This window comes from Shimia sp. R9_1 (genome assembly GCF_017743775.1).
Lineage (GTDB): Bacteria > Pseudomonadota > Alphaproteobacteria > Rhodobacterales > Rhodobacteraceae > Shimia.
Map to the genome: position 1 here is coordinate 327,921 of NZ_JAGHRN010000003.1, position 23,748 is coordinate 351,668.

The window sequence follows — 23,748 nt, forward strand, 5'->3', positions numbered from 1 at the left end:
GATTATCCTTAAGATGCACGGACGTCAACCTTGCATTGGCTGGCCTGTCTAAGGCAACAACAACTTCGGAGGTATAGCCTACAGAGTTTCTATTTGGTACCGTTTTGATAGCCAGAAAATGGTAAGAAGGAGCCAAAAAATCGAGCCCAAAGAGGAACGTATGTCAGCTTCAATCCATTGCCGGCCGCAACCTTATTGTGTGAAATAAGATTGACCACAACATGCTCTTCTTCAAAACGTGAATCTACGGTGTCATAGAGCGCCTGAAGGTCACTAATGTCAGCATCTTGGCTTCGACGTTTTAGTTCCGCCTTCAAATAGTCGTACTGTGTTTCCGCCGCGCGATGCTTGCCAGCAAGCTCCGCTGGTTTTTTGAACAAGTCAGCCAAAATGGAAACGACACCGATAAATGTCAACAAACCTGCAACGCTCTCAGGCTGTACAGACAGATCGTTTTTGATCATCGAAAGTGGAACATTTACGAGGTCTGAAATGTGTTTGTCTATACCAAGTACTGGTACAAAAAGGCCGATCAAAGCGCCTGCCATAGCCCCTTGATGGAACCTTCTGTGATGACCGGCTCTCATATTGTGATAGATCGCCGCACGTTGGAGATCGAAGTCCAACTCTTCTCTTGATGTAAAGCTCATGTTCTTGATCCTGCCTCGTTTTTTCTCCTTCCACAATAGGCACGACCCCCAAGAAAATCAATCTTGAGGGCCTTCAAGGTAAAAAAACGGTTAGCAAACCGCGGCTTTTTGCCGACTGTGGCTAAGCTTTAGCCCTCGGAAGCTGCTGGTTCGTCCTTTTCGTACTTTACGGGGCGACGCACGCCAGCTTCAGCTTCCTCGGCCACGGCTTCTTCAACCGGAGCTTCGAATTCGCCCAGATCCACGCCTGCGGCGCCCAGCTGTGCGGTCATGCCGTCCAGAGCAGCGCGGGCTGCGAGGTCACAGTACAGGGAGATCGCGCGGGATGCGTCGTCGTTGCCTGGGATGATGTAGTCAACGCCGTCTGGGGAGCAGTTGGTGTCAACCACAGCCACAACTGGGATGCCCAGCTTATTGGCTTCGGCGATAGCCAGTGCTTCTTTTTTCACGTCGATGACGAACAGCAGGTCAGGAACGCCGCCCATGTCGCGGATACCGCCGAGAGAGGCTTGCAGCTTCTCCTGGTCGCGTTCGATGCCCAGACGCTCTTTCTTGGTCAGGCCTTCTGCGCCGGATGCCAGCTTCTCGTCGATCTCTTTCAGACGGTTGATGGACTGGGAAACGGTTTTCCAGTTGGTCAGCGTGCCGCCGAGCCAGCGGTGGTTCATGAAGTACTGAGCGGATTTCTCTGCTGCATCTGCGATTGGCGCTGCGGCCTGACGCTTGGTGCCAACGAAGAGAACGCGGCCGCCTTTTGCAACAGTGTCACGAACGGCTGTCAGAGCCTGGTCCAGCATAGGAACGGTCTGGGTCAGGTCCATGATGTGGATGCCGTTGCGGGAGCCGTAGATGAACGGGCCCATGCGTGGGTTCCAGCGCTGTGTTTGGTGACCAAAGTGAACGCCAGCTTCCAGCAGCTGACGCATGGAGAACTCGGGAAGAGCCATGCTATTTTCCTTTTCCGGTTTACGCCTTGGCGGGGAGAAGTGAGAGCGGATGCTCCAACCGGCGGACCGACAGGGATGTCTCCCCTGCCCAAGCCCAAACCCCGCCTGCGGGTTTGAATGGCGCGCGTTTACAGCAGGTTTTACTATCATGCAAGGGCCGAGTGGCGGTCTTGGCCGCAAAAGGTGCAAAACACCGTGCGCTTTGGGTTGACCTCACCTCACCGCACGGCAAAATCCTTAATAGGTTTACGATTGCGCAGCAAGCGCTGCTGGCCAATGGCGGTGCATTTGTCTGTGCGACCACTCAGCTAAGGAGCTGTTTTTATGATCAAACTCTATCACCTCAACCGGTCGCGTTCGCTGCGCATCATGTGGCTTCTGGAAGAAATAGGAGTTGAATATGAACTTTGCGCTTATCAGCGGAACAGCGAGACTTTTCTGGCGCCTGAAACGCTGAAAGACATCCACCCGCTGGGCAAAGCGCCGATGCTGGAAATCGACGGGCAGCTGATCACGGAGTCTGCCGCGATTGTCGAGATCCTGTGCCAAAGATTCGCGCTGCATATGATCCCGGCCGCCACAGATGTCGCAGCCTCCCTTGAACATCTCCAACTGATGCATTTCGCTGAAGGCTCCGCGATGACACCTTTGTTGCTTGGGATCTATACCAGCATTCTGGGTGATGCCGCCGCGCCGCTGCAACCGCGCATCCAGTCAGAAACCAAGAACCACTTTGACTATATGGAGGGCCTGATCCGCCCGTCAGGTCATTTTGTGCTGGATGAGTTGTCTGCTGTGGATGTGATGATGCTGTTCCCCGCGCAATCTGCGATCCATCGTCTGGGACTGGCAGAGACCTACCCCAAGCTGGCGGCCTATGTTGCGGCGATTGAGGCGCGACCGGCGTTTCAGCGCGCAGTGGCGCGTGACAACGGATGACAGAAGGTTTCTGTGGGGCGTATTGAGCTGATCAAGCGCGCCCCATTGGCGACATTTACCGGCCAAGCCCTGCGCGGATTTGATCTTCAGCGGCTCGCGCAAGCGCTTTGCGGTTGGCGAAGTCTAAAACCTTCAGGGGCGGATGATAGACCACCTCTACCCTCCCCTGCCGCGCAGCAGCCAAGGTCGATAGAAGATGTGGGCCAAAGTCCATATCCCCCCACCAGCCGTAAAACCGCGGCTCTGCCCCTTTTGGGGCCGTGTAATGCACTGTGACAGGCTGAATCAGCATCTCCTCGCGCAGGCGGGGATCAAAGAACGCCTCAAAGAGTGTTGTTTTGAAAGGCAAAACCCGCAAGCTGTCGCTGCTGGTGCCTTCCGGGAAGAACAGGAGCTGATGCCCGGCCAGCAGGCGATCCTCAAACATGGTTTTGTGCGCCCGTGCTTCGCGACGGTCCCGTCGAATGAACAGCGTGCCCGTTGCGCGGGCCAGCCAGCCGATGCCGGGCCAATTTGCCACCTCTGCTTTGGAGACGAAGTAGACCTGCTGCGGCGCGTTGAGGGCAAAGATGTCAAGCCAGGAGGAGTGGTTGGCCACCACAGCACCGCGATCTTTGATTGGCATGCCGGAAACTGAAAAGCGGATGCCCAAGAGGCGGAAGGCGTTTCTGCAGACAAATTGCGTGATGTAGGGCGTCCATGGGCGGCGCAAGCCAAAGATTGGCCGCTCGATCAGGCGCAACAGAAGCAAGAGCGCGAGGCAGCCAAAGACAAGGAGTGCCAAAGGAAATCCGCGCAGGATGGCACGTACTATGCCCATGGCCCCGAGTTTGGGCAGTGTTGGATAGCCGTCTTCGCTTTCCCATGTGCTCACAGCGAACGCTCCTTGGTATAAAGCGCGCGGTTTTTCTCGTTCATCCGGGCAGTGTCGAGGATCAGGCAAACGTCCGTGGTGTTAAATGCATGGTCGAGATAAGCCCCCTCCCCGACAAAGCCGCCAAGACGCAGGTAGGCCTTGATCAGAGGGGGAACCGACAGCATGGCTGCGCGGCGGTCGATCTCCTCTTCAGGGATGAGGTCCATCGGCTGGAACACATCGGCCTGTGTGCGGGTGCGAATGCCTTCAGGGGCCAGATGCCGGCTGTGCAGCAGGGACAGCGCGGCCGCATGTTCGGCCACATCGGTGCCGTGGAAACTGGCGACCCCAAAGAGCACCTCGATTTCATGCGCGGCGACATAGGCGGCCAGCGCATTCCAGAGATGAAACATCGCCGCTCCGCCGCGGTAGTCCGGATGCAGACAGGATCGGCCCAGTTCCAGAAGGCGGCGGCCTGAGGCCTTCAAGGTGGAGAGATCATATTCATCCTCTGAATAGAACTGTCCGATCTCTTGGGCTTTCTCATCGGTGAGCAGACGGTAGACGCCGACCACCTGATCGATGGGATCGGCATCCCGCGCGTGATCCATCAGGATCAGATGGTCAAAATGCGCATCAAAGCGGTCCTGCTCAAGTTTGGCCTCGTGATCCACCATCGGACCGTCTGCGTCGAGCTCCTCAACAAAAACGCGATACCGCAGGCGCTGAGCGGCCTTTAATTCGGCCTCAGAGCTCACAATTTTAACTTCGAAGTCTGGCGCCTGCGCAGTCATGGGAATGAGGCTTCCTCTTTGTTTTTAGGGTTCTTAGGCAGGGAAGTGCACAAAATCAACCGGCGTCGTTGGGTCGGCGTGTTGACGTTTTCAGATGCGCATGCACAATTTGTTAACCAAATTAGGTTTCTGATGCGGGCATCAACATGATACGCGTTCCATCGATGACAACTTTGCCCGCGTCTCGGAAATTGACGGTAACTTTGCCGCCGATGTTGGATTGCACCTGTCCCAGCCCCCAGTCGGGTTGGTCCGGATGGGTCACCAACATTCCGGGTTCAAGAAAGGCATTGAGATCGTCCATTGGGCCACTCGTCTCTAAAAGGAATACAGATGTCAGATAATACGGATTTCTCCGCATTGGTAGGGTCACGGATTTGCCACGACCTGATCAGCCCGGTGGGTGCCATCGGCAACGGGCTTGAGTTGCTCTCGCTGACAGGCGACGCCAAGGGCCCGGAAATGGAGATGATCGAGGACAGCGTGAAAAACGCCAACGCCCGCATCCGTCTTTTCAGGGTGGCCTTTGGGCAGCCGGGGGATGAGCAGATGGTCGGCGCGCAGGAGATCCAGTCTATCCTTGCGGATCTGGCACCAAGCTCGCGGGTGGAAACCTTTTGGGAAGTTGAAGGCGCTGTGGCGCGGCCTGAACTTCGCCTCGCCTTCCTCACTCTCATGTGTTTTGAGGCCTCCATGCCCTTTGGCGGCACGATCAGCATCGCCAAAGAAGGCGCAGGTTGGTACCTGCTGGCGGAAAGCGAAAAACTGCGCGCGGACACCGCGCTTTGGGGCCCGGTGTCTCACGGCGGCGTGCCTGAAGGGTTGGTGCCTGCAAAAGTTCAGTTTGGGCTTTTGCCTCAAGGCGCAAAGCTGCTTGGGCGTCCGCTGAGCGTGTCCATGACCGATATGAGTTTGGAAGTACGCTTCTAAACATAGAAAAGGCGCCGGAGATCGGCGCCTTTCTTTTTTCTCAAGTGTCGCCGGGTTAGGCGCGCGTGGTGCCGTCCCCTTCGACCAGATATTTGAAGCTGGTCAGCTGAGCCGCGCCCACCGGACCACGGGCGTGCATTTTGCCGGTGGCGATGCCGATTTCCGCACCCATGCCAAATTCGCCGCCATCGGCAAACTGCGTGGAAGCGTTGCGCATCAGGATGGCGCTGTCCAGTCGTTCAAAGAAGCGCGCGGCAGTGGCGTCATCTTCGGTCAGGATACAGTCGGTGTGGTTTGAGCCATACTGGCGGATATGCGCGATGGCACCATCAACATCAGGAACCACTTTGGCAGCGATATCCATGTCGAGGTACTCTTTGCCCCAATCCTCGGACTTGGCCGCAGTGGTGCCTGCGATCTTGGCGAGGGTCTCGTCTGCATGCACGCGCACACCTGCATCAAGCAGCATCTGAATGAGCGCAGTGCCGAGGCTGTCCACAAGGTTTTCGTTGATCAGCAGGCATTCCGCAGCGCCGCAAATACCGGTGCGGCGGGTCTTTGCGTTCAGGATCACATCCATCGCTTTTTGCGCGTCCGCCGCGGCGTCTACATAGATATGGACGATGCCTTCAAGGTGGGCGAAGACCGGCACGCGGGCTTCACGCTGCACAAGACCCACGAGGCCTTTGCCGCCGCGCGGTACAATCACATCCACGGTGTCGACCATGGTCAACAGCTCTTGAACCGCGGCACGGTCACGGGTGGGCACAAGCTGGATGGCGGCTTCGGGCAAGCCAGCAGATTTCAGGCCCTCTACGAGACAGGCGTGGATGGCACCGGAGCTGTGAAAACTCTCTGAGCCGCCGCGCAGGATCACGGCGTTACCGGATTTCAGGCAAAGCGCGCCGGCGTCAGCGGTCACATTGGGGCGGCTTTCATAGATTACGCCCACAACGCCCAGAGGGGTGCGCACGCGGCGGATGTTGAGCCCGGAAGGCATGTCCCACTCGGTGAGCACTTCGCCGACAGGATCATCCTGTGCCGCGACTGTGCGCAGGCCAGTGACGATGCCACCGATGCGGTCCTCATCTAGCATAAGGCGATCCATCATCGCATCAGACAGGCCTTTGTTGCGACCAAACTCGAGGTCTTTTTTGTTAGCCTCAATGATCTCGGCGCGGCGGGACCAGACCGCATCTGCGGCGGCCTCAAGCGCGGCGCGTTTCACCTCCGGCGGGGCAAAGGCCAGCTCCGCGCTTGCCGCTTTGGCTTGCGCGCCAATCTGGGCCATCAGGGCGGGGATGTCTGCGATGTCTTTCATCAGATCTGTCCTTTGTTGAGGGTCTTTGGTTGGATTTGTTTCGCCTTCGGCGAGGATATTTTTAGCAAGAGGAAGGCTAAAGCGCCATGTCGTCGCGGTGGATCAGCGCGGCGCGGCCCGGGTAGCCAAGGATGTCCTCGATCTCGCGGCTGTGGTGGCCCTTGATCTTGGCCGCATCCTTGGAGGTGTAGGCCGCAAGACCCTGCCCCAGACGGTGACCGGTGCTGTCGGTGATCTCGATCGGGTCTCCCCGGCTGAAATCGCCGTTGACCGCGGTAACGCCGGCAGGCAACAGGCTTTTGCCCGCGGCCAGCGCGCGCGCGGCACCCGCATCCACCACGAGAGCGCCCTGGGGTTTCATCGAGTTGATCCAGCGTTTGCGCGCCAGCTGTGGGGTGCCCTGGGCGGTGAACCATGTGGCATTGGCCCCGTTTTCCAGCGCCTGCACGGGGCGGATGGCGGAGCCTTCGGTGATCGCCATGGCGCAGCCGCCTGCGGTGGCGGTTTTGGCCGCCATCAGCTTGGTGATCATGCCGCCTTTGGAGAGGCCAGAGACCCCCTCGCCCGCCATGTCTTCGATCTCAGGCGTGATGGTCTCGATCACCTCAAAGCGTTTGGCGCTTGGGTCGGTCATGGGGTTGGCGGAATAAAAGCCATCCACATCCGAGAGCAGGATCAGATGATCCGCGCCTGTGGTCAGGGCAATCTGAGCGGCAAGCCGGTCGTTGTCGCCATAGCGGATTTCATCGGTGGCGACAGTGTCGTTTTCATTCACGATGGGCACCACACCCAATGTGAGCAGCTGATCCAGCGTTGCGCGGGAGTTGAGGTAGCGACGGCGGTTGGCGCTGTCCTCCAGCGTCACAAGCACCTGCGCAGTGGTGATGCCATGTGGCGCAAGTGCCTCTTCATAGGCGCGTGCGAGCCGGATCTGGCCCACGGCGGCGGCGGCTTGAGACTGATCCAGCGTCAGGTCGCTGGCAGGCAGACCAAGTGCGCCGCGCCCCAAGGCAATGGAGCCTGAGGACACCAGCACAACATCGGTGCAGCGCGCCTTCAGCATCGCCACATCTTCGGCCAATGCCTTGAGCCAATCGGCTTTCAACAGGCCGGTGCTGCGGTCAACAAGCAGGGCTGACCCGATTTTTACAACAACCCGTTTTGCAGTCTTCAGGGTTGCCACGGCGCCTCTTCCTCGTCAGCGGTCTCTTCGATTTTCTGACGCAGGCGGTCCTCGTCGATTTCCGCACGCAGGGCACGCAGCACCTCAGTAGTGCCCTCATGGCTCGCGCCAGACATCAGCATCACGGGGCCGCCAACAACCGCCTCCAGCTCCTCTTTCAGGAATTCACGCTCCTCCGTATCCAACGAGTCGATCTTGTTGAGCACGGTCACACGAGGTTTGTCCGCGAGGATGTCCGCATAGTTGGTGATTTCCTGCACGATGGTTTTGTAATCCTCCAGCAAGGTGCCAGAGGTGCCATCCACCAGATGCAGAAGCACAGCGCAGCGCTCCACGTGGCCAAGGAAAAGATCGCCAAGGCCCCTGCCCTCGCTGGCGCCTTCGATCAGGCCGGGAATATCCGCCACCACAAATTCCACGCCATCAACCCCCACAACCCCGAGGTTCGGGTGCAGTGTTGTGAAGGGGTAATCCGCAATTTTTGGCCGCGCATTGGAGGTCGCCGCAAGGAAGGTCGATTTGCCGGCGTTGGGCAGACCCAGCAGGCCCACATCGGCAATCAGTTTCAGACGCAGCCAGATGGTGCGCTCCACACCCGGCTGGCCGGGGTTGGCACGGCGCGGCGCCTGGTTTGTTGAGGATTTGAAGTGCAGGTTGCCGAAACCGCCGTTGCCGCCTTTGGCGAGCAGGACGCGCTGGCCCACTTCGGTCAGGTCGGCAATCAGGGTTTCCTGATCCTCGTCCAGAATCTCGGTGCCCACAGGCACCCGCAGCACGATGTCGTCACCGGATTTACCGGTGCGCTGGTTGCCCATGCCGGGCTGGCCGGATTTGGCAAAGAAGTGCTGCTGATAGCGGAAGTCGATCAGCGTGTTCAGCCCGTCCACGGCCTCGGCCCAGACATAGCCACCGTTGCCGCCGTCCCCGCCATCGGGGCCGCCGTATTCGATGTATTTCTCGCGTCGGAAGGACACACAGCCACCCCCGCCGCCACCCGAGCGGATGTAGACTTTGGCAAGGTCGAGGAATTTCATAACATTTGTCCTTTTGCGGCGCGTTCTGCGCTCATACCCTGCCTGACGGCAAGGCTCAATCCAGTTTCAGACTGTAGGTCCAAGTGGGCACATTGGCGTTGCGCGCCAAAGAGAAGCTTTCCGCGTCACCCAGATACTGGAAACCACAGTTGGTCAGCACACGTGCCGAGGCCGGGTTGTCCTGAAAGACGCTGGCAAAGATGGTGCTGCTATTCAGCGGGTTGGCCGCAATCAGCAGGCGCACCGCTTCAGATGCCAGACCGGTGTTCCAGAAAGCTTTGCCAATCCAATAGCTGATCTCTACCTGACCCTCGTCAACACGTGTCAAACCGATGAGGCCCATGACCTCGGGCTGCTGATCAGAGCTGCCATCAATGGCCCAGACATCTTCCACGCGGCCTTCAGATTGGGCGCGCGTGATAAAGGCTTCGGTCGCGCCGGGCGGCACCGGATGCGCAATGCTCGTGGTCATGCGCGCCAATTCGCGGTCTGCGGTGTGCATCTCGATCAGGCCCTGATCGGAGCGGCGCAACGGGCGCAGCACAAAGCGTTCGGTTTCGATCACAGGCTGGTTGACGATAGTATCCAGTTTCATGCCTGTTCTCCTCCTCAAAGAACTACGTAAAGCACTGAGGCCACAGTGAGCGCGGCCAAAGTGCGCATCAAATAACGTTCGGCGGGTTTTCCGGCGACGGTTTGGGCGATCCGGTCCCCTGCATAGGTCCAGATCGGATGAAAAACGGCTTGCGCCGCCAAAAGACAGATGGCGATGGTGGCCGTGGCCTGCAACGCCGGTGTCGAAGGTGTTACAAAATTTGTGAAGCCTGCGACGATCATCGCCCAGGCTTTGGGGTTGAGCGGATGCACCAGCAGACCCGCGGCAAAACCGGGCGCTTGAGTCACCGCATCCTTATCTGCAGAGAGGCGCAGGTGCGCCACTTTCCAAGCCAGCCAGCAAATATAGGCGGCACTGGCCCATTTCAGCCCGGCAAAAAGGCCGGGGATCGCATCGGCAAGCTCCATCAGACCAAAGCCGATGGGCCAGATGATCAGCTGTTTGCCCAAGGCCACGCCCGCCACAAAAGGCAAGGCGGCTCGAAAGCCAAAGCGCGCACCAGTGGCCAATAGCGCCATATTCGCAGGCCCAGGTGTGCCGACCTGGCTTGCGGCAAAGACGCCAAAACTGATCACTGCGACGCTCATCTTTCTGACTGAACCTCATCAAACGAAAAAGGGACCGGCTGTTTCGCCGGTCCCTTAAATGTCTCATTACCCTTAAGGTCGGCTTACTCTGCGGCCTCCGCCACTGGCAGGACCGAAATAAAGGTGCGGCCCTTGAGGCCTTTGTGGAACTTCACGTTGCCGTCAACAGTTGCAAAGATGGTGTGATCTTTGCCCATGCCAACGCCTTCACCTGGCCACATCTTGGTGCCGCGCTGACGCACGATGATGTTGCCTGGGATCACGTTTTCGCCACCGTATTTTTTCACGCCAAGACGACGACCCGCGGAGTCGCGACCGTTACGGGAACTACCACCAGCTTTTTTATGTGCCATATCGTTAGTCTCCTATACTTCGCTTACTTCGCCAGTTCGGCTGCTTGTGCAACCCACTCAGGCTTCACTTTAACAGCGTCAAAGCTGTCTACGTCAACCGCTGCGAGCTGTGCAAAAGAGGTGATGCCTGCATCTGCCAGCTTTTTCGCTGCTGCCGGGCCTACACCGTTGATTGCGGTCAGGTCATCAGCTGCTGCAGCGGCAGGTGCCTCTGCTTTTGCTTCTGCCTTCGCCGCTTTCTTGGCTGGTTTGGCTTCTGCAGGTGCTGCAACGGAGCCTGCGCCCACTGCCGCTTTTACACCAGACTTGTCTGCGCCGGACGCGAGAATGTCGGTGATGCGAACCAGAGTCAGTTTCTGACGGTGGCCCACGGTGCGCTTGGAGCTGTGCTTACGACGACGCTTCACGAATTTGATCAGCTTTTCGCCTTTGATCTGGTCGATCACGTCTGCCTGCACGGCTGCGCCTTCAACGAAAGGTGCGCCAACAACGGTGTTGTCACCGCCAACCATCAGCACGTCGTTGAATTGGATTTTTTCGCCAGCGTCTGCAGCCAGTTTTTCGACACGCAGAACATCGCCTGCCTGTACTTTATACTGTTTGCCGCCGGTCTTCAGGACTGCGAACATGTCCTATTCCTTCGATCTGATCGCGTCCTGTGGCCCCTCCCCCTTGCGGGTTTGGCGTTTGTGGCTTTGTCTTACGACGGTGCCGCCTCGAACAGCGCGCCCCTTTTACGGGGCTGTGTTACAACAAAAACGCGGCGCAAAGTGCACACTCCACGCCGGTGGCGCGCTTATGCGTCGGATTTTGGTCTGGGTCAAGCCTTATATTGCAGGCGCTTCGCGTCCTCCAAGTTGGCCTTTCAGAGCTCTTGCGCCGGCTGCAAATCCGCCATCCGGGCGGCCAGAGCCTGAAAGCGGTTTGACATGACCTCAAAATGCACCGCGTTCATCAGCTCATAGACCGTCATCATGGTTGGGTCTTCCAAGGCTTCGGTGTACTCGACGAGCTCTTCAAGCGAGAAGTCCTGATAGGTATAGGCCGCATTGCGCAAGGTCGCCAGCGCGATCTCCTCCTCCATCTCCGCCGCGTTTTCGCTCAAAGCCGCGCGCAAACCGTCCTCATCCGTGCGCAGATCAATCACGCCCGCGTAAGATGCCGCCAAAATAAACCGCACCTGGATTTCAAGAATGGCATCTGAGCCGACATCTTCTGGATCAATTGCCACGGTCATGCGGCGAAAGAGATCCACTCGCGGGTCATCTGCGGCTTCAAGATCCGCGAGCAAAGCCCCGCCAATCAACTCTTTTTCCTCATCATCGCCCATATGCGCGGCGTTTTCGACCTCGACCAAACGCTGCCCAAGATCACTGGCATAGAAGGCCGCAGCATGCGCTAAGCTCTCATCATCCAGCGTTGCCTCCAGAATATCGAGCGCCCGGTTGTGCATGAAGTTCGTGTCAAAAACCTCCTTGGTCAGGGAGGTCCATTGCAGCCCGAAATCTTCCTCTTCAAGCCCCAAAAGAAGCGGTGCCGAAGAAGCTGACAGCGCAATGGATTCTATGGCCACATCAAAGCCGGTCACCTGCAGGAAGGCTTCTACCCGCGCACGATCAGCGGCCTGCGCCGTTGGAGTAAAAGCGCTAAACCAAGCAAAAATGGTAGCAACCAGAACAGTTGCCAGACTCGAAAACGGGACAGAGGACGGGGCCAGGCGGGCGGTGAGTGTGCTCATGGCTCTACGCTAGTTCATTTCCCAAAGCGTTTCGAGATTAAGTTGAAACACAACGAGATTTTGAAACGTCCGCGATGTCGATAGGGTCCGAGCATTTCGACGTATTGTTATGTCTCAACAATCAATCGAAAGGCTTTGGGCAAAACAATGCAAATCCCACTTGCGCCGAAATCGAAAGGTGATTAAACGACGCCCTCACCAAGACCACGGTCTATGCGGACGGAGAGGTGCCGGAGTGGTCGAACGGGGCGGTCTCGAAAACCGTTGTCCCTTCACGGGGACCCAGGGTTCGAATCCCTGTCTCTCCGCCATTTCTTCCCTTGATCTAATCTTCAAAACCACACTGAACTTCGATGTCACTCGGCTAGCTATACGTGACTTTCGTGCGTGTTGTCTGCAGCACTAACCAGCGTCTGCTTTTTGTGAGTGGCAACGCTCTCGCGCGCCGGGGTTTCCTCTCAAAAAAAGGGTCATGAGATATTGAAAAGAACCGTTTATTTCTTAAATTTCTCGTGGCTTTGCAAGGCTGGCTCCATGCGTTGAGGGGGCAAATATAGACAATCGGTTAACCATACTGTGCGAGGTTGAAGGCAAAGATGAGCTTTATGCTTTGTCGTATGTTGATGGGACAGATGATCAGCCATGCAAAAGAAAAAACTCAAAAAGCCAGTTCTTGCGCAACAAATTGATGCAGCTTTCAGACAGTTGTTTGAAAGTGGCATGTATGAGGATGTTATAGATCAAGGTCTTCCCGTTCTACAGCAGATGCCTGACCTGCATTCTGTAAAGCAATTCGTAGCCTTGGCTCTATCTAAGACTGGTCGCCACAGTGAGGCTGTGCCTTTTTTTGTGTCCCTTTTAAAAGTCTTCCCTGAGAACGTCACAACACTGCGAAATCTCGCTGTTTCTTTGCGTGAATCTCGTGAATATCAAGCAGCTGCAGATGTTTACCTGACACTTCTCCAATTGGATCCGACGACGGCACAGGAAGTGTATCTGAATCTGGCTGATATTTCCCGCCGTCTTGGCAATCGCTCAGCGGCGTTGGATTTTGCGCAAAAAGGCTATGAGCTTAACCCCGAAAACCTTGATCTTGCCAAAAACTATGTCGGCCTTCTATCGGCGCGCGGAAACATCTCCAAAGCCATTGAGATCGCGGAGAAAACACTTCTACAACATCCGACGCAGGATGATCTCAAAGCATTTGTGATCAAAGAGTTGGCGCATGTGTGTGACTGGGCCCGCCTCAAACCCTACGAAAATGAGATGAGCCAGATCGGGCTGGGTGCTGTGGCTGTTGATCCCTTCAGCTTCGTTTCGCTGGATGGCGATCCTGAGAGCACACGTCAAAGAATGCGCAAGCACACGGCGCGCGCGCTGGCTGCCACCCAGATGACACGCCCGCCTCTGGTATCGCCAGAGGGGCGCAAAATCCGCATTGGTTATTTTTCTTCCGATTTTTATGCCCATGCCACCATGGATTTGTTGCGCGGGGTTCTGCGAAACCACAATCGTGATCTGTTTGAAATCCACCTGTTTTACTATGCAGATTACGTGGATGATGCGGAGCATCAATTCGCAAAGACCCATTCAGATTTTGTCCACTATGTCAGAGACAAATCCGATCTGCAGATTGCACAGCTTTCGCGTGAGCTGAAGATTGACGTGGCCGTTGATCTGAAAGGCCATACCAACAACAACCGCATTGCGATCTTTGGTTGGGGTGCAGCGCCAATCACCATCAGCTATCTTGGCTACCCCGGCACGCTGGGCAGTGAGGTGTTTGATTACATGGTTGTTGATGCGGTGACTGTGCCACCTGAGTTTGAAAACCACTATGATGAAAAGCTGATTTTCATGCCTGGCTCGTATCAGCCAAATGACGATCAGCGTATGCAGCCTGACTGGACAAAGACACGTGCAGACTATGGTTTGCCCGAGGATGCATTTGTATTCTGTTCGTTCAACAGCGCCTATAAGATCACGGAAGACTGTTTTGAGCGCTGGATGGAGATCATGACGCGCGTTGAGAACAGTGTTTTGTGGCTGCTTGCACGCAATGATCTCGCCTTTGAAAATCTACAAAAGGAAGCACAGGTACGTGGCATTGCACCGGAAAGGCTGATCCGGGCACACCCTGTGTCTCGCATGGAGCACCTCGCCCGGCATCACTTGGCAGATTTGTTCATTGATACATTCACCTGTAACGCCCATACAACGGCCGCAGACGCGCTCTGGATGGGTCTGCCGGTCATCACTATGCCCGGACAGGTGTTTCAGTCACGCGTGGCAGCGAGCTTGCTGAGCGCGCTTGAGATGGATGAGCTGATCGTAGAGACGCAGGAAGAATATGTGGCGCTTGTTTGTAAGCTGGCACAATCAGATGCGGCCCTCAAAGCGGTCAAAGAAAAGATCCTCAAAAACCAGAAAAGCGCAGCGTTGTTTCACACGCAATCCTATACGCGGGCTTTGGAAAGCGCCTTTGTCGAAGCGGTGACGCGCCATCATCTTGGCAAGCCCCATGAGCACCTGCGCGTCGATAACGCTTGAGGCGCCAAAATATTTAGAGCGGCGCGACCTGCACCTATTTGAGCATCCCAATAAAAAATCGCGGTACATTCTACCGCGATTTTTTGTGCTCTTATGAGATGATTTGTAGAAATAGATCTCGCCATGGGCTGCGAGGGTCAGGCTTCCATACAGACCGGATACTCCATGCCATGTGCTTTGAGCAACGCGTGGCGTTTGGCAATCTTGAGATCCTCAGAAACCATCTCTGCACACATCTCTTTAACCGAGATTTCCGGCACCCAGCCGAGCTTCTCCTTGGCCTTGCTGGGGTCACCCAGAAGCGTGTCCACCTCAGCGGGGCGGAAATACCTTGGGTCAATGCGCATGATCACATCGCCAACAGAGAGTGCTGGCGCCTTGTCACCCTTGATAGCGGCCACCACAGCCACCTCATCTCCGCCCTGCCCCTTGAACTCCAGCGTAATGCCAAGTTCCTCGGCGGACCAGATAATGAATTCGCGCACGGAATGCTGCACACCTGTCGCGATGACAAAATCCTCAGCAGAGTCCTGTTGCAACATCATCCACTGCATGCGGACGTAGTCTTTTGCATGGCCCCAGTCGCGCAGGCTGTCGATGTTGCCCATATGCAAACAAGGCTCCAACCCTTGCGCAATGTTGGCCAGCCCGCGCGTGATCTTGCGCGTCACGAAGGTTTCGCCACGCCGGGGGCTTTCGTGGTTAAACAAAATCCCATTGCAGGCATACATTCCATAGGCTTCACGATAGTTCACGCAAATCCAATAGGCATACATTTTGGCAACCGCATAAGGAGAGCGCGGATGGAAAGGTGTGGTTTCCCGCTGTGGTGTTTCCTGTACCAAGCCAAAGAGCTCTGAGGTCGACGCCTGGTAAAAGCGTGTGGTTTTCTCCATGCCTAGAAAGCGGATGGCCTCCAGCAGGCGCAGCGTGCCCATGGCATCCACGTCTGCGGTGTATTCAGGCGTCTCAAAAGACACCGCAACGTGAGATTGCGCCCCGAGATTGTAGACCTCATCCGGAGCCACTTCGCGGATAATTCTGGTCAGATTAGATGTGTCTGAAAGGTCGCCGTAATGGAGCTTAAAGCGGGCGTTATCGACATGCGGGTCTTGATAAATATGATCAATCCGGTCGGTGTTAAACGAGGAGGCACGGCGCTTGATGCCATGCACCTCATAGCCTTTTTCAAGTAAAAACTCCGCCAGATAAGAGCCATCCTGACCGGTGATGCCAGTCACAAGAGCGCGTTTCGTCATGGGGTCCTCTTTTCTTTGTCAGATCGAGAAAGATCGTTTGGGGCTTAAGCGCGGCTTTCGAAGGGTTCGGTCAAGGGGCGAGCCACTGCGTTAAAGCAGTCCGCCACACGCGCTATGTCGGTCTCTGAGAGATTGTGATGGTTCGGCAGATAGATGCCAAAGTCATGGATCACATCAGCAGTCGGCAGGCTTTGTGCGCCATAGGTTCGCAGCCAGAAAGGGTGCCGGGCGATATTGCCGCAAATCAATGGACGGCACTCGATATCTTGGGCTTTGAGGGCCTGAGCCACTTCGATCCGGTTTTTCACCAGCGTGCCATAGGCGAAGGAAGACAGGAAATCGGTCTCGCTGCTTTGGGCATAAAACCCGGGCAGAAGCCTTTTATACGTGTCGAAGTTTTTCGCGCGGGTGACACCAATCTGATCGAGTTTTTCCAACTGTTGCAGGCCAATGTAGGCCTGAAGATCCGTTGAGCGGAGATTGAAGCCCGCATAATAAAAAGTGTAGAGATTGCGGAACTCGTCAATCTGATGGGTATTTTGCAGATCCGCCTGTCGGTGTGCTGACAAATCACGGCTCCACCCGTGTGAGCGCAACGACAGCATCACCTGATGAAGTTCCGGATCATCCGTGACCACCATCCCCCCTTCGATGGTCGAAATGTGATGGCCATAGTAGAAGGAAAAGCTGCCCGCCAAACCGTGGCAACCCAGTTTGCGCCCATCAAAGGTAGACCCAAGCGCTTCACAACTGTCTTCGAGCAAGACCACATCGTAGCGCTCACAGATGGCCTTGATTTCTTTCAAGTGATTGGCGTGACCAAGCACATGCACCAAGATCAGCATTGCAGGTGCCTCTTCTCGACAGAGTGTCTCCAGATGCTCAAGATCAAGGCCAAGGTTGACGGCATCGCAGTCACAAAGCCGGACATCAAAGCCCAGTTGCATCAGAGGTGACACGGTGGTCACCCAGCTAACAGCCGGAGCGATGACCTTGTTGTTGCGAAGACGCCCTGCCTCTTTGGCGGCGTAGATCATCAAGAGGTTGGCGGAGGAACCAGAATTGACAAATACGGCATGCTCGCAGCCCATCCAGGCAGCAAACGCTGCCTCAAATTCCGTTGTGACCTCCGCTTTGGTCAAACGATTGCCTGCAAGCATCCATGCTGCTGTGGTTTCAAGATCTTGCTGAGAGATGGTCTCTTCTGCCAGCAGAACCGGTTTGTGAGCTGAGGTCATGATCGAGCCTTTCCTGTCTTCTGGCTGCGTTTATTGAGTGGCTCGAACCATTTGCATGGCTTTTAGCTCGACGTAGTAGGCTCGCACCTCATTATAGGCTGCGGCGATCTCGCGCTGTTTTTGCGCATCTTTCAAAGCGTCGATGGTGATGCTGCCATCATGGGCCCGAAAGCTGGCCAGCGGCTCTCTCACAAACCCAAGTTTTGGATAGCGCAGCATCGACAGAAGCGAGACAAAGATGTCAGGGCCAACACCGTGATATTCGTTGGTTTGCAGGGGCAACCCGCCCTGATAAAGCGCATCAATCAGCACCTGTTTGCGATACAACGCCGCGCCCGGAGAAATCAAAGACGCGACGATGCTGTCTTCGGCCAGGTGATTTTCAAAAATCCCAGTCGCCGGTAGCCAATCGAGAAATTGGGTCATCATCTGTCGCCCGGTTTTGTCGTCAACGACCTCTGCACCGCTGAAGGCAAATCCTACGTCATCGCCCATGACACTCACACATTTTTCAATGAAGTTGTCTGCGATCCAATCATCGTCATACTGCAAATGCACATATGTGCCATTGGCGTGAAGAATGCCTTCCAACCAGCAGAAATGTGGTCCAAAATCTCGCTCGCGACGCACATAGGTGACTTTGTCGCCATACCCGGCCACGACATCAGGTGTCTTATCCGTGGCCCCATGATCCACCACGATGACTTCGCAGGGGAAAGTTTGCGCCAGAGCGCTGTCAATCGCCTTGGGGAGCATGGCTGCGCGGTTGAAAGTCGGGATGACGATGGAAACAGTCTCAGTCATTTACTTCTCCAAGGAGGCTTTTTAGGAGGGACACATCCGGCACCAGCGCATTGTCTGTGCCGATTGGTTTGATGTTCAAAGGAAATGGCGCGAGCGATTGTGCAAATTCCGCGACAGTCTGCGCCTTGCCAGATCCCACATTCACGACACCGTCGAAGGATGAAAAAGCCAAATCGACAAGATGTTGCGCCGCGGTTTTGGCAGGGAGAAAATCGCGCAAGCTGCCCGCGCCATGCAGCTCAAATACCTTCGCAGGGTCGGCATCTGCGAGACGCGTTGTCAGTGCGGGCCGCAGATAGCTGCCGGTTTGCGCGGGGTCGTGGATCGAAAACAGCCGCGCAACACACAGGGATCGCTCAGTCTCGGCACAAATGGAACGTGCCGCCTCCTCGCCCATCAGCTTGGTCTTGCCATAAACAGACGCTGGTGTTGTTGGGGCATCTTCACGAATAGGCTCCGCCTGAGGTGCGTAGACATGGCTCGAAGAGCAATAGAGCAACCGCGCCGATACGCCTGTCTCACGCTCACAGGAAGCCAAAGCGCTCAGAAGGTTGATTGTGCCACCGGCGTTGACAGCATAACCCAGCGCGGGGTTGCTGACCACATCATCAACGGGCACCAGCGCAGCAAGATGGATGACTAGATCGAGGGGGCCCGCAGCCTTTATCGCCTCTGTGGTCTCTGTCAAATTGGTCAAATCCACAGTGTTGCAGATCAGGCCACATTGCGGATGCTGCGCGCGGAGTGCGGTGGCCACATGGCGCCCGACAATACCATTGCTTCCCGTCAGAAAAATACGTTCGGGCCGGTTCATGCGGTGCGCCGTTCCTCTGCTGGGGCCTGTGTTGTTTGCCCAAATAGCGCGAGCATCTTCGCAGCCAAGTCACGGCTTTGTGTTTCGACCTTGTTGCGCGGAATTGGCAAGGTCTTAGGGGCCTGCTGCAGCATGTGGTCAAATGTCGTGCTGACCTGCTGTGCGAAGGACACTTTGTGAACACCATGGGTGCGCAAAGTCTCTTCGTCGTTATGTGGCCGAAACTCTGCCTGTGCGTCTGGGGAGGAATAGTACCGCCCTACCACCAAAGGCAGTCGCGCCATACGAAGTTTCTGGCTCATAAGATGGCGCCAGAACACGCTGTCACCAATCGACAGAATGGGGTCTTCGTTGCCAAAATAACTTGGATACCACCGCCCGGTTTTGTTCAGATCCCAAAGAGTTGCCGGGCCAAATGTGCCCCGCTCCCCGGTGCCACTCCCAAGCCGAAGCGGTTGCGCGTCTTCCAAGGGTTTTGGCGGCCAAGCGGATTCAAAGCCTGTTTGCTTAACTTCTGAAACCGGGAATTGTTGGGTTTGAAACGCATGATCAAAACTGATGATCCATTCGCCTCCAATCAGAGTCGCATTATGCTTTTGCAGTTGGGAGAGCATGATTTCGGCGGCATTGGTCGCCAGACGATCATCCATATTGAGATTCATGACATAGCGCGTACGCGCAAGCGCCACACCTGCTGACCAGGCCTCATAGATTGTCAGTGGTTCAGAAAAGGAATGCCAAGGCGCGTCAAGCCAATCTGGCGCTGTATCGCCGTTGTCAAAGATATAACAAGGTTCTACCTGAACTGACTGTTGCTTTAGGTTTTCCCAATGGGATTTCAGCAACTCTAGTTTGTTCGGTTGTTTATGCCACACTGCGCAGAACACGGTTACTGCGGGGCGTGCCGGTGCGTTCATATCCGGCGCATTATGGGATGCCAGGCGCATTCTGCGTCTCTCAATCTAGTGTTTATACGCCGAAGCGCAGGCCGTTTTGGCCCTTTAACACTCGTTAAATGAGATTGCTTAAATCGTGGTTAATGCGCGAAGGCCCTTCATGAAATTCAGTTGTACCTGATGCAGCTGTTGCCACTTTGTGGAAAGTAAAACGACCCTGTAGAGGCCTTGGCGCTCAGGCCTCAATTAGCTGCGAATGTCCTTGCTCGTTTTGTACCACGCATAGGTCTCTTTGAGCCCCTTCTCGAGAGGTATCTCAGCACGCCATCCCATATTGGCGAGCCGCGATACATCCATCAGCTTGCGTTCGGTTCCGTCCGGCTTGCTCGGATCGGTTTCGATTTTTCCTTTAAAACCGGTAGTATCTGCGATCATCTGAGCCAACTCTAAAATCGACATATCCGTACCGCTGCCTACGTTGATATGGCTGATCATTGGCTCTGTGTTGGCTGTATAGAGCCCCTTGTCCAACTCATGCACAAACAGGCTGGCGCGTGCCATGTCTTCCACGTGCAAAAATTCCCGGCGCGGTCTGCCGCTCCCCCAAATGGTCACACTCTTCGCGTCAGAACGGGCCGCTTCATCAAATCGTCTGATCAGCGCAGGAACAACATGAGAATTTTCCGCATGAAAATTGTCGCCAGGCCCATAGAGGTTCGTTGGCATCACCGATCGGTAATCAACCCCATATTGACGATTGTAACTTTCGCAGAGTTTGATACCCGCGATTTTGGCAATCGCATATGGTTCATTTGTGGCCTCTAACACACCGGTTAGCAAGGAATTTTCCGGCATAGGTTGTTGCACTGCGCGCGGATAGATGCAGCTCGACCCGAGCTGCAAAAGCTTGGGCACACCAACCTCAAAGGCAGCATTGATAACATTGCACTGAATCATCAGGTTTTGGTAGATGAAGTCGGCGGGGAAACTATTGTTGGCGTGGATCCCCCCCACTTTCGCGGCCGCAAGGATCACCTCATCGGGTTTTGCATCTTGCATGAACCGCTGCACTGCAGCCTGATTTGTCAGATCCAGCTCATTCGATGTACGCGTAATCAACTCTATCTTTTCACCCGTAGATTGACGGGCCTGAAGCTGTCTCAATATGGCACTGCCAACCATTCCTCGGTGGCCAGCAACATATATCTTACGCATTTTCGTTTGCTCCCGGTCTCTACTGTAACGAGCCAATTCACCGCTCAAGTGCCGATTAGGGTCGTAAGCCCAATGCACGCACATCTCAGCGTATTCGGCGCTGTATCATATCTCAGCAAACCGTCAACTTAGTGTTATTACGCAACATTTGGGAGGGAAATATCGCGAGAAACGCGCAAGCCGAGCACTACCGACAGGCCGCTGGTGCCTGTATCAGTCCCTGACCAAACACGTCATCTTGCCCCGGCGCGCCAATGTCGCGGGTCATGGTGCGCAGGTCTTCTTTAACCTCTTCGACCGAGAGCGCTTTCCAGCCGCTGTTGGCTGCAATGGAGGCTGTGACAAAGGGCGTTGCGGCCGAGGTGCCGCTGAGGATGCGTGTGCCGGTGCTGTCTTGCACCAGAATGTCGACGCCGGGGGCGGCAACATCAATCTGTGACCCCTGCACGGCCCGGTCATATACCGCTAGCGCGCTATCAACCGCCGTCACGGCCACAACATAAGGAAAGGCTGCCGGAAACTGCGGCGGGGCGCTGGCGCCTTGATTTCCTGCCGCTGCGACAAAGATCATGCCGTCATTGGCGGCACGCTCCATACCACGGTTGAGCAATTTGTTACGCGGCCCCGCGAGGCTGATGTTGACGACCTCCACATCCTGCTTTGCAAGCCAGTTCACCGCCTCAAGCATCGCGCTGACACCTGCGGTCGTCTCTCCGTCTGGGCCTTGTTCCACCACACCAGCGCTGTAAAGCACCGTATCCGACAGGCGCCCCTCTCCAATCAAAAGGCTTGCCATCTGCGCGCCATGCTCGGCGTTGGCAACGGGCTGAGGAGCGACAAAAGTGGTTTGGACAACCCGCCCTGAAGCCAGATGTTCGTGCGCTTGCGGCAGTGCTTTATCTATGAGGCCGACGCGGCGCACCGCGCGGCAGCCGTCGTCCCGCCATCCGATCAGCCCATTCGCGTAGTTGGCACCGGATGCGGTAAACGGGTTGGCTTGCAGGCGATACACATGATGCGCCCCGGCGGTGACCCCCGGCACGGCCTCCTCGATTTGCTTAATTGCCTCGGGTATGGAGAGCCCTTCGGGGATCGTGAAGGCGACCAGCACGTCCCCAAGCTCTTCAAGCGGGCGCACCGACCGGGTGACGTAGCCAAGGTTTTCGGCGTTGCTGATTAGCTCATCTGGCGCACCAGCAACCATGACAATGAGTTCGCGTGTATCGCGCACGTCCGCGCGTGCGACCGTAGAGGGACGTGAGCCGACACATGCGGTTAGTAACAGCGTTCCGAGCAGAACTCCGATAAGTCTGGACATGCACATTCCCTCACCTGTTTGGGTTTTAGCCCTATCACGGTTGTGCCACGAGGGTCACGATATCTGAGCTCTCCAAAAGGATTTTTCCATCAATGAGAGCTTGTTGTGATTGAAACTTCACACGAAAGAGCCCCAAGGCGCTCGGCCCATCCGCCAATTGCGCCCCAGCACTATCCAGAAGAGTGCCAATTTCAGCGATGCTGGCCTCTGCCTTAAACGCGATGGCCAATTCGATAGCCGCCTCTAGCTGAGACGCGGTTTGAAATCTTGCCTCGTTGGGGGCAAACGACGGCGCAACAAGGAATGCGCCCTGAATAAGTACGGCAACACCAAGGGCAATGGCTGCGATGCGCCAATTATCTGGCTGCGTGGGGGCAGACGTTTCGTTGGATTGAGGCGCATCCGCCAGCGCAACCTCCAGACGCCGCCAGCCAAGCTCACCCGGCGGCATGCCAGTCGCGATCTCGGAAAGCGCGGGCTTGAGGCCTTGCTGTAGGGAGATCTCCGCACGCAGTTTGTCGTTGTGCGCCATCTCCCGTTCGATCTCTTCTACAAGCGTCGGTGCCGCCTGCCCGCGTACAAACGCGGTGACGTCTTCTTCGCTGAACCTATGTTCCCATTCATCGCTCATCGATACTCTCGCTTACTTTAGGCACATCGCGTCGCATGACACGTCTGCCCATTGGTCGACTGGCACATCACAAAGGTTCAAAATTACTGCTCCCCCTTGGACAGGCAGCGCATCAGAAGCTGCTTGGCGTGAAAAATGCGCGATTTGATTGTGCCTTCTGGCACGTGTTCGATCTCAGCGATTTCCGCATAGGTCAGCTCTTCGAAGTAGGACAAGTGAATCGCCGCACGCTGACGTTCGCCAAGTTTGGTGATACACGCGCGCAAGCGATTGGCATCCTGAGCAGCGGCCACCACGACCTCGGCGATTGGGGCCTCATCCGGAACCGTATCATCCGCATCCCTCAAGTCGAGCCGCCCGTGTTTGCGCAGATGATCGACCACTTTGTTGCGTGCGATGGACAGCATCCAGGACCTGACAGAAGCCCTGCCCTCGTAACGTGCAGCGGTCCGCCATACGGTGATCATCGTTTCATGGACAATATCATTGGCTTCGAACTCATCGCTCAAGCGACTGCGCACAAAGCGCCAAACAGCTTCCGAATGCGCCTCATATAAAGCGCGCATGGCTGTCTGGTCACCTGACGCCACACGGGCGATCAGCGCGCTTTCGAGATCATTTTGCAATGGGGAGCTCATGAGGTTTGGAACAGTGCTCTCAATCAATAAAACAGCTATATTTTCTGTCACCTAAGGTCAGACTGTCAACCGCTGCTGATGCTGGAATTTCGGGTCTTGATGATGAGTTTCACGCTGCCGTTTCAAGTTGGGTGGCCAATACATGACCGATCAAAATGTCCTTCTGCGAGAAAAGTCACATTTCTTGCAGAGACCCTCTGGACGTCCCCGAAAAGCAAAGTTATACCCGCCACATCTTCTGAGCCAGCTCAGAGACAGATGTTCCGGCGTAGCTCAGCGGTAGAGCAGTTGACTGTTAATCAATTGGTCGTAGGTTCGATCCCTACCGCCGGAGCCATAAAAAGCCCTTAGGTCTCAACGATCTGAGGGCTTTTTTGCTTTTAGGAGCGCTTACAGGTTTGCTTGCCGCTGAAGATGCCCCATTTGTACCAAGCCGC

At 55.9% G+C, this 23,748-nt stretch carries 25 protein-coding genes and 2 tRNA genes; 5 read left to right on the forward strand and 22 right to left on the reverse strand.

Features of this window, described 5'->3' with window-relative positions; translation table 11 throughout:
* Positions 1-89: 89 nt before the first annotated feature.
* Positions 90-650 (reverse strand): hypothetical protein, encoded by a 561-nt coding sequence (locus J7399_RS12565; protein ID WP_209086645.1) that lies wholly within the window; start codon positions 648-650, stop codon positions 90-92.
* A 128-nt stretch (positions 651-778) separates the two neighbouring features.
* Positions 779-1,597: a 30S ribosomal protein S2 gene (gene rpsB / locus J7399_RS12570; protein ID WP_209086647.1), complete on the reverse strand. Its 819-nt coding sequence runs from the start codon at positions 1,595-1,597 to the stop codon at positions 779-781.
* Between the two features lie 324 nt (positions 1,598-1,921).
* Here rpsB and J7399_RS12575 point away from each other — a divergent pair, with 324 nt between their 5' ends.
* Positions 1,922-2,536 carry a glutathione S-transferase gene (locus J7399_RS12575; RefSeq protein ID WP_209086649.1) on the forward strand — a complete coding sequence of 205 codons (615 nt, stop codon included), beginning with the start codon at positions 1,922-1,924 and terminating at the stop codon, positions 2,534-2,536.
* 55 nt (positions 2,537-2,591) lie between these two features.
* Here the strand turns inward: J7399_RS12575 and J7399_RS12580 are convergent, their stop codons facing one another.
* From J7399_RS12580 to J7399_RS12590, 3 genes are all read right to left on the reverse strand, one after another.
* Entirely contained in the window at positions 2,592-3,410 is an 819-nt protein-coding gene (locus tag J7399_RS12580; RefSeq protein WP_348539465.1) for a lysophospholipid acyltransferase family protein, read from the reverse strand.
* Positions 3,407-4,186 (reverse strand): GNAT family N-acyltransferase, encoded by a 780-nt coding sequence (locus tag J7399_RS12585; RefSeq protein WP_209086651.1) that lies wholly within the window; start codon positions 4,184-4,186, stop codon positions 3,407-3,409. Before J7399_RS12585 ends, J7399_RS12580 begins: the two co-directional genes overlap by 4 nt.
* 121 nt (positions 4,187-4,307) lie before the next feature.
* The gene (locus J7399_RS12590) at positions 4,308-4,490 is read right to left on the reverse strand and encodes a DUF3553 domain-containing protein (RefSeq protein ID WP_209062721.1); all 183 of its coding nucleotides are present in this window, start codon (positions 4,488-4,490) and stop codon (positions 4,308-4,310) included.
* Between the two features lie 29 nt (positions 4,491-4,519).
* On the opposite strand from J7399_RS12590, the gene J7399_RS12595 reads away from it, so the two are divergent.
* Entirely contained in the window at positions 4,520-5,116 is a 597-nt protein-coding gene (locus J7399_RS12595; RefSeq protein ID WP_209086653.1) for a histidine phosphotransferase family protein, read from the forward strand.
* A 55-nt stretch (positions 5,117-5,171) separates the two neighbouring features.
* On the opposite strand, the gene J7399_RS12600 is transcribed toward J7399_RS12595, so the two are convergent.
* From J7399_RS12600 to J7399_RS12635, 8 genes are all read right to left on the reverse strand, one after another.
* A complete protein-coding gene (locus J7399_RS12600) occupies positions 5,172-6,437 on the reverse strand; it encodes a glutamate-5-semialdehyde dehydrogenase (RefSeq protein WP_209086655.1) in 1,266 nt (421 codons plus the stop codon).
* Between the two features lie 76 nt (positions 6,438-6,513).
* Positions 6,514-7,620: a glutamate 5-kinase gene (gene proB, locus J7399_RS12605; RefSeq protein ID WP_209086658.1), complete on the reverse strand. Its 1,107-nt coding sequence runs from the start codon at positions 7,618-7,620 to the stop codon at positions 6,514-6,516.
* On the reverse strand, positions 7,608-8,654 hold the full coding sequence (gene obgE, locus J7399_RS12610) for a GTPase ObgE (protein ID WP_209086661.1): 1,047 nt from the start codon (positions 8,652-8,654) through the stop codon (positions 7,608-7,610). Before obgE ends, proB begins: the two co-directional genes overlap by 13 nt.
* A gap of 55 nt (positions 8,655-8,709) precedes the next feature.
* Positions 8,710-9,249, reverse strand: a complete 540-nt coding sequence (locus J7399_RS12615; protein ID WP_209062731.1) for a GNAT family N-acetyltransferase — start codon at positions 9,247-9,249, stop codon at positions 8,710-8,712.
* 14 nt (positions 9,250-9,263) lie between these two features.
* The gene (locus J7399_RS12620; RefSeq protein ID WP_209086664.1) at positions 9,264-9,857 is read right to left on the reverse strand and encodes a LysE family translocator; all 594 of its coding nucleotides are present in this window, start codon (positions 9,855-9,857) and stop codon (positions 9,264-9,266) included.
* A gap of 83 nt (positions 9,858-9,940) precedes the next feature.
* A complete protein-coding gene (gene rpmA, locus J7399_RS12625; RefSeq protein ID WP_209062735.1) occupies positions 9,941-10,210 on the reverse strand; it encodes a 50S ribosomal protein L27 in 270 nt (89 codons plus the stop codon).
* A gap of 23 nt (positions 10,211-10,233) precedes the next feature.
* Complete coding sequence (locus J7399_RS12630; RefSeq protein WP_209086667.1) at positions 10,234-10,839, reverse strand: 50S ribosomal protein L21; 606 nt, start codon at positions 10,837-10,839, stop codon at positions 10,234-10,236.
* A 236-nt stretch (positions 10,840-11,075) separates the two neighbouring features.
* The gene (locus J7399_RS12635; protein ID WP_209086670.1) at positions 11,076-11,948 is read right to left on the reverse strand and encodes a DUF2059 domain-containing protein; all 873 of its coding nucleotides are present in this window, start codon (positions 11,946-11,948) and stop codon (positions 11,076-11,078) included.
* 221 nt (positions 11,949-12,169) lie between these two features.
* On the opposite strand from J7399_RS12635, the gene J7399_RS12640 reads away from it, so the two are divergent.
* Positions 12,170-12,259, forward strand: a tRNA-Ser gene (locus tag J7399_RS12640).
* Between the two features lie 454 nt (positions 12,260-12,713).
* Positions 12,714-14,498 (forward strand): tetratricopeptide repeat protein, encoded by a 1,785-nt coding sequence (locus J7399_RS12645; RefSeq protein ID WP_348539470.1) that lies wholly within the window; start codon positions 12,714-12,716, stop codon positions 14,496-14,498.
* 137 nt (positions 14,499-14,635) lie between these two features.
* Here J7399_RS12645 and gmd read toward each other — a convergent pair whose 3' ends face one another.
* The 9 genes from gmd to J7399_RS12690 form a co-directional block, all read right to left on the reverse strand.
* Positions 14,636-15,757: a GDP-mannose 4,6-dehydratase gene (gene gmd / locus J7399_RS12650; RefSeq protein ID WP_209086676.1), complete on the reverse strand. Its 1,122-nt coding sequence runs from the start codon at positions 15,755-15,757 to the stop codon at positions 14,636-14,638.
* Between the two features lie 44 nt (positions 15,758-15,801).
* On the reverse strand, positions 15,802-16,995 hold the full coding sequence (locus J7399_RS12655) for a DegT/DnrJ/EryC1/StrS family aminotransferase (RefSeq protein WP_209086678.1): 1,194 nt from the start codon (positions 16,993-16,995) through the stop codon (positions 15,802-15,804).
* 30 nt (positions 16,996-17,025) lie between these two features.
* Positions 17,026-17,799: a glycosyltransferase family 2 protein gene (locus J7399_RS12660; protein WP_209086680.1), complete on the reverse strand. Its 774-nt coding sequence runs from the start codon at positions 17,797-17,799 to the stop codon at positions 17,026-17,028.
* The gene (locus tag J7399_RS12665; RefSeq protein WP_209086682.1) at positions 17,792-18,613 is read right to left on the reverse strand and encodes an NAD(P)-dependent oxidoreductase; all 822 of its coding nucleotides are present in this window, start codon (positions 18,611-18,613) and stop codon (positions 17,792-17,794) included. Before J7399_RS12665 ends, J7399_RS12660 begins: the two co-directional genes overlap by 8 nt.
* On the reverse strand, positions 18,610-19,560 hold the full coding sequence (locus tag J7399_RS12670; protein WP_209062752.1) for a glycosyltransferase family A protein: 951 nt from the start codon (positions 19,558-19,560) through the stop codon (positions 18,610-18,612). The genes J7399_RS12665 and J7399_RS12670 overlap by 4 nt, the downstream gene beginning before the upstream one ends.
* A 195-nt stretch (positions 19,561-19,755) precedes the next feature.
* A complete protein-coding gene (locus J7399_RS12675; RefSeq protein ID WP_209086683.1) occupies positions 19,756-20,724 on the reverse strand; it encodes a GDP-L-fucose synthase in 969 nt (322 codons plus the stop codon).
* Between the two features lie 187 nt (positions 20,725-20,911).
* Positions 20,912-22,042 (reverse strand): S8 family serine peptidase, encoded by a 1,131-nt coding sequence (locus J7399_RS12680; protein WP_209086684.1) that lies wholly within the window; start codon positions 22,040-22,042, stop codon positions 20,912-20,914.
* A 34-nt stretch (positions 22,043-22,076) separates the two neighbouring features.
* Positions 22,077-22,673, reverse strand: coding sequence for a hypothetical protein (locus tag J7399_RS12685; RefSeq protein ID WP_209086685.1), 597 nt, complete (start codon positions 22,671-22,673; stop codon positions 22,077-22,079).
* Positions 22,674-22,756: 83 nt separating this feature from the next.
* Positions 22,757-23,299, reverse strand: a complete 543-nt coding sequence (locus J7399_RS12690; protein WP_247738732.1) for a sigma-70 family RNA polymerase sigma factor — start codon at positions 23,297-23,299, stop codon at positions 22,757-22,759.
* 274 nt (positions 23,300-23,573) lie between these two features.
* Between J7399_RS12690 and J7399_RS12695 the strand changes: the two genes are divergently transcribed.
* Positions 23,574-23,648, forward strand: a tRNA-Asn gene (locus J7399_RS12695).
* Positions 23,649-23,748 lie beyond the last annotated feature (100 nt).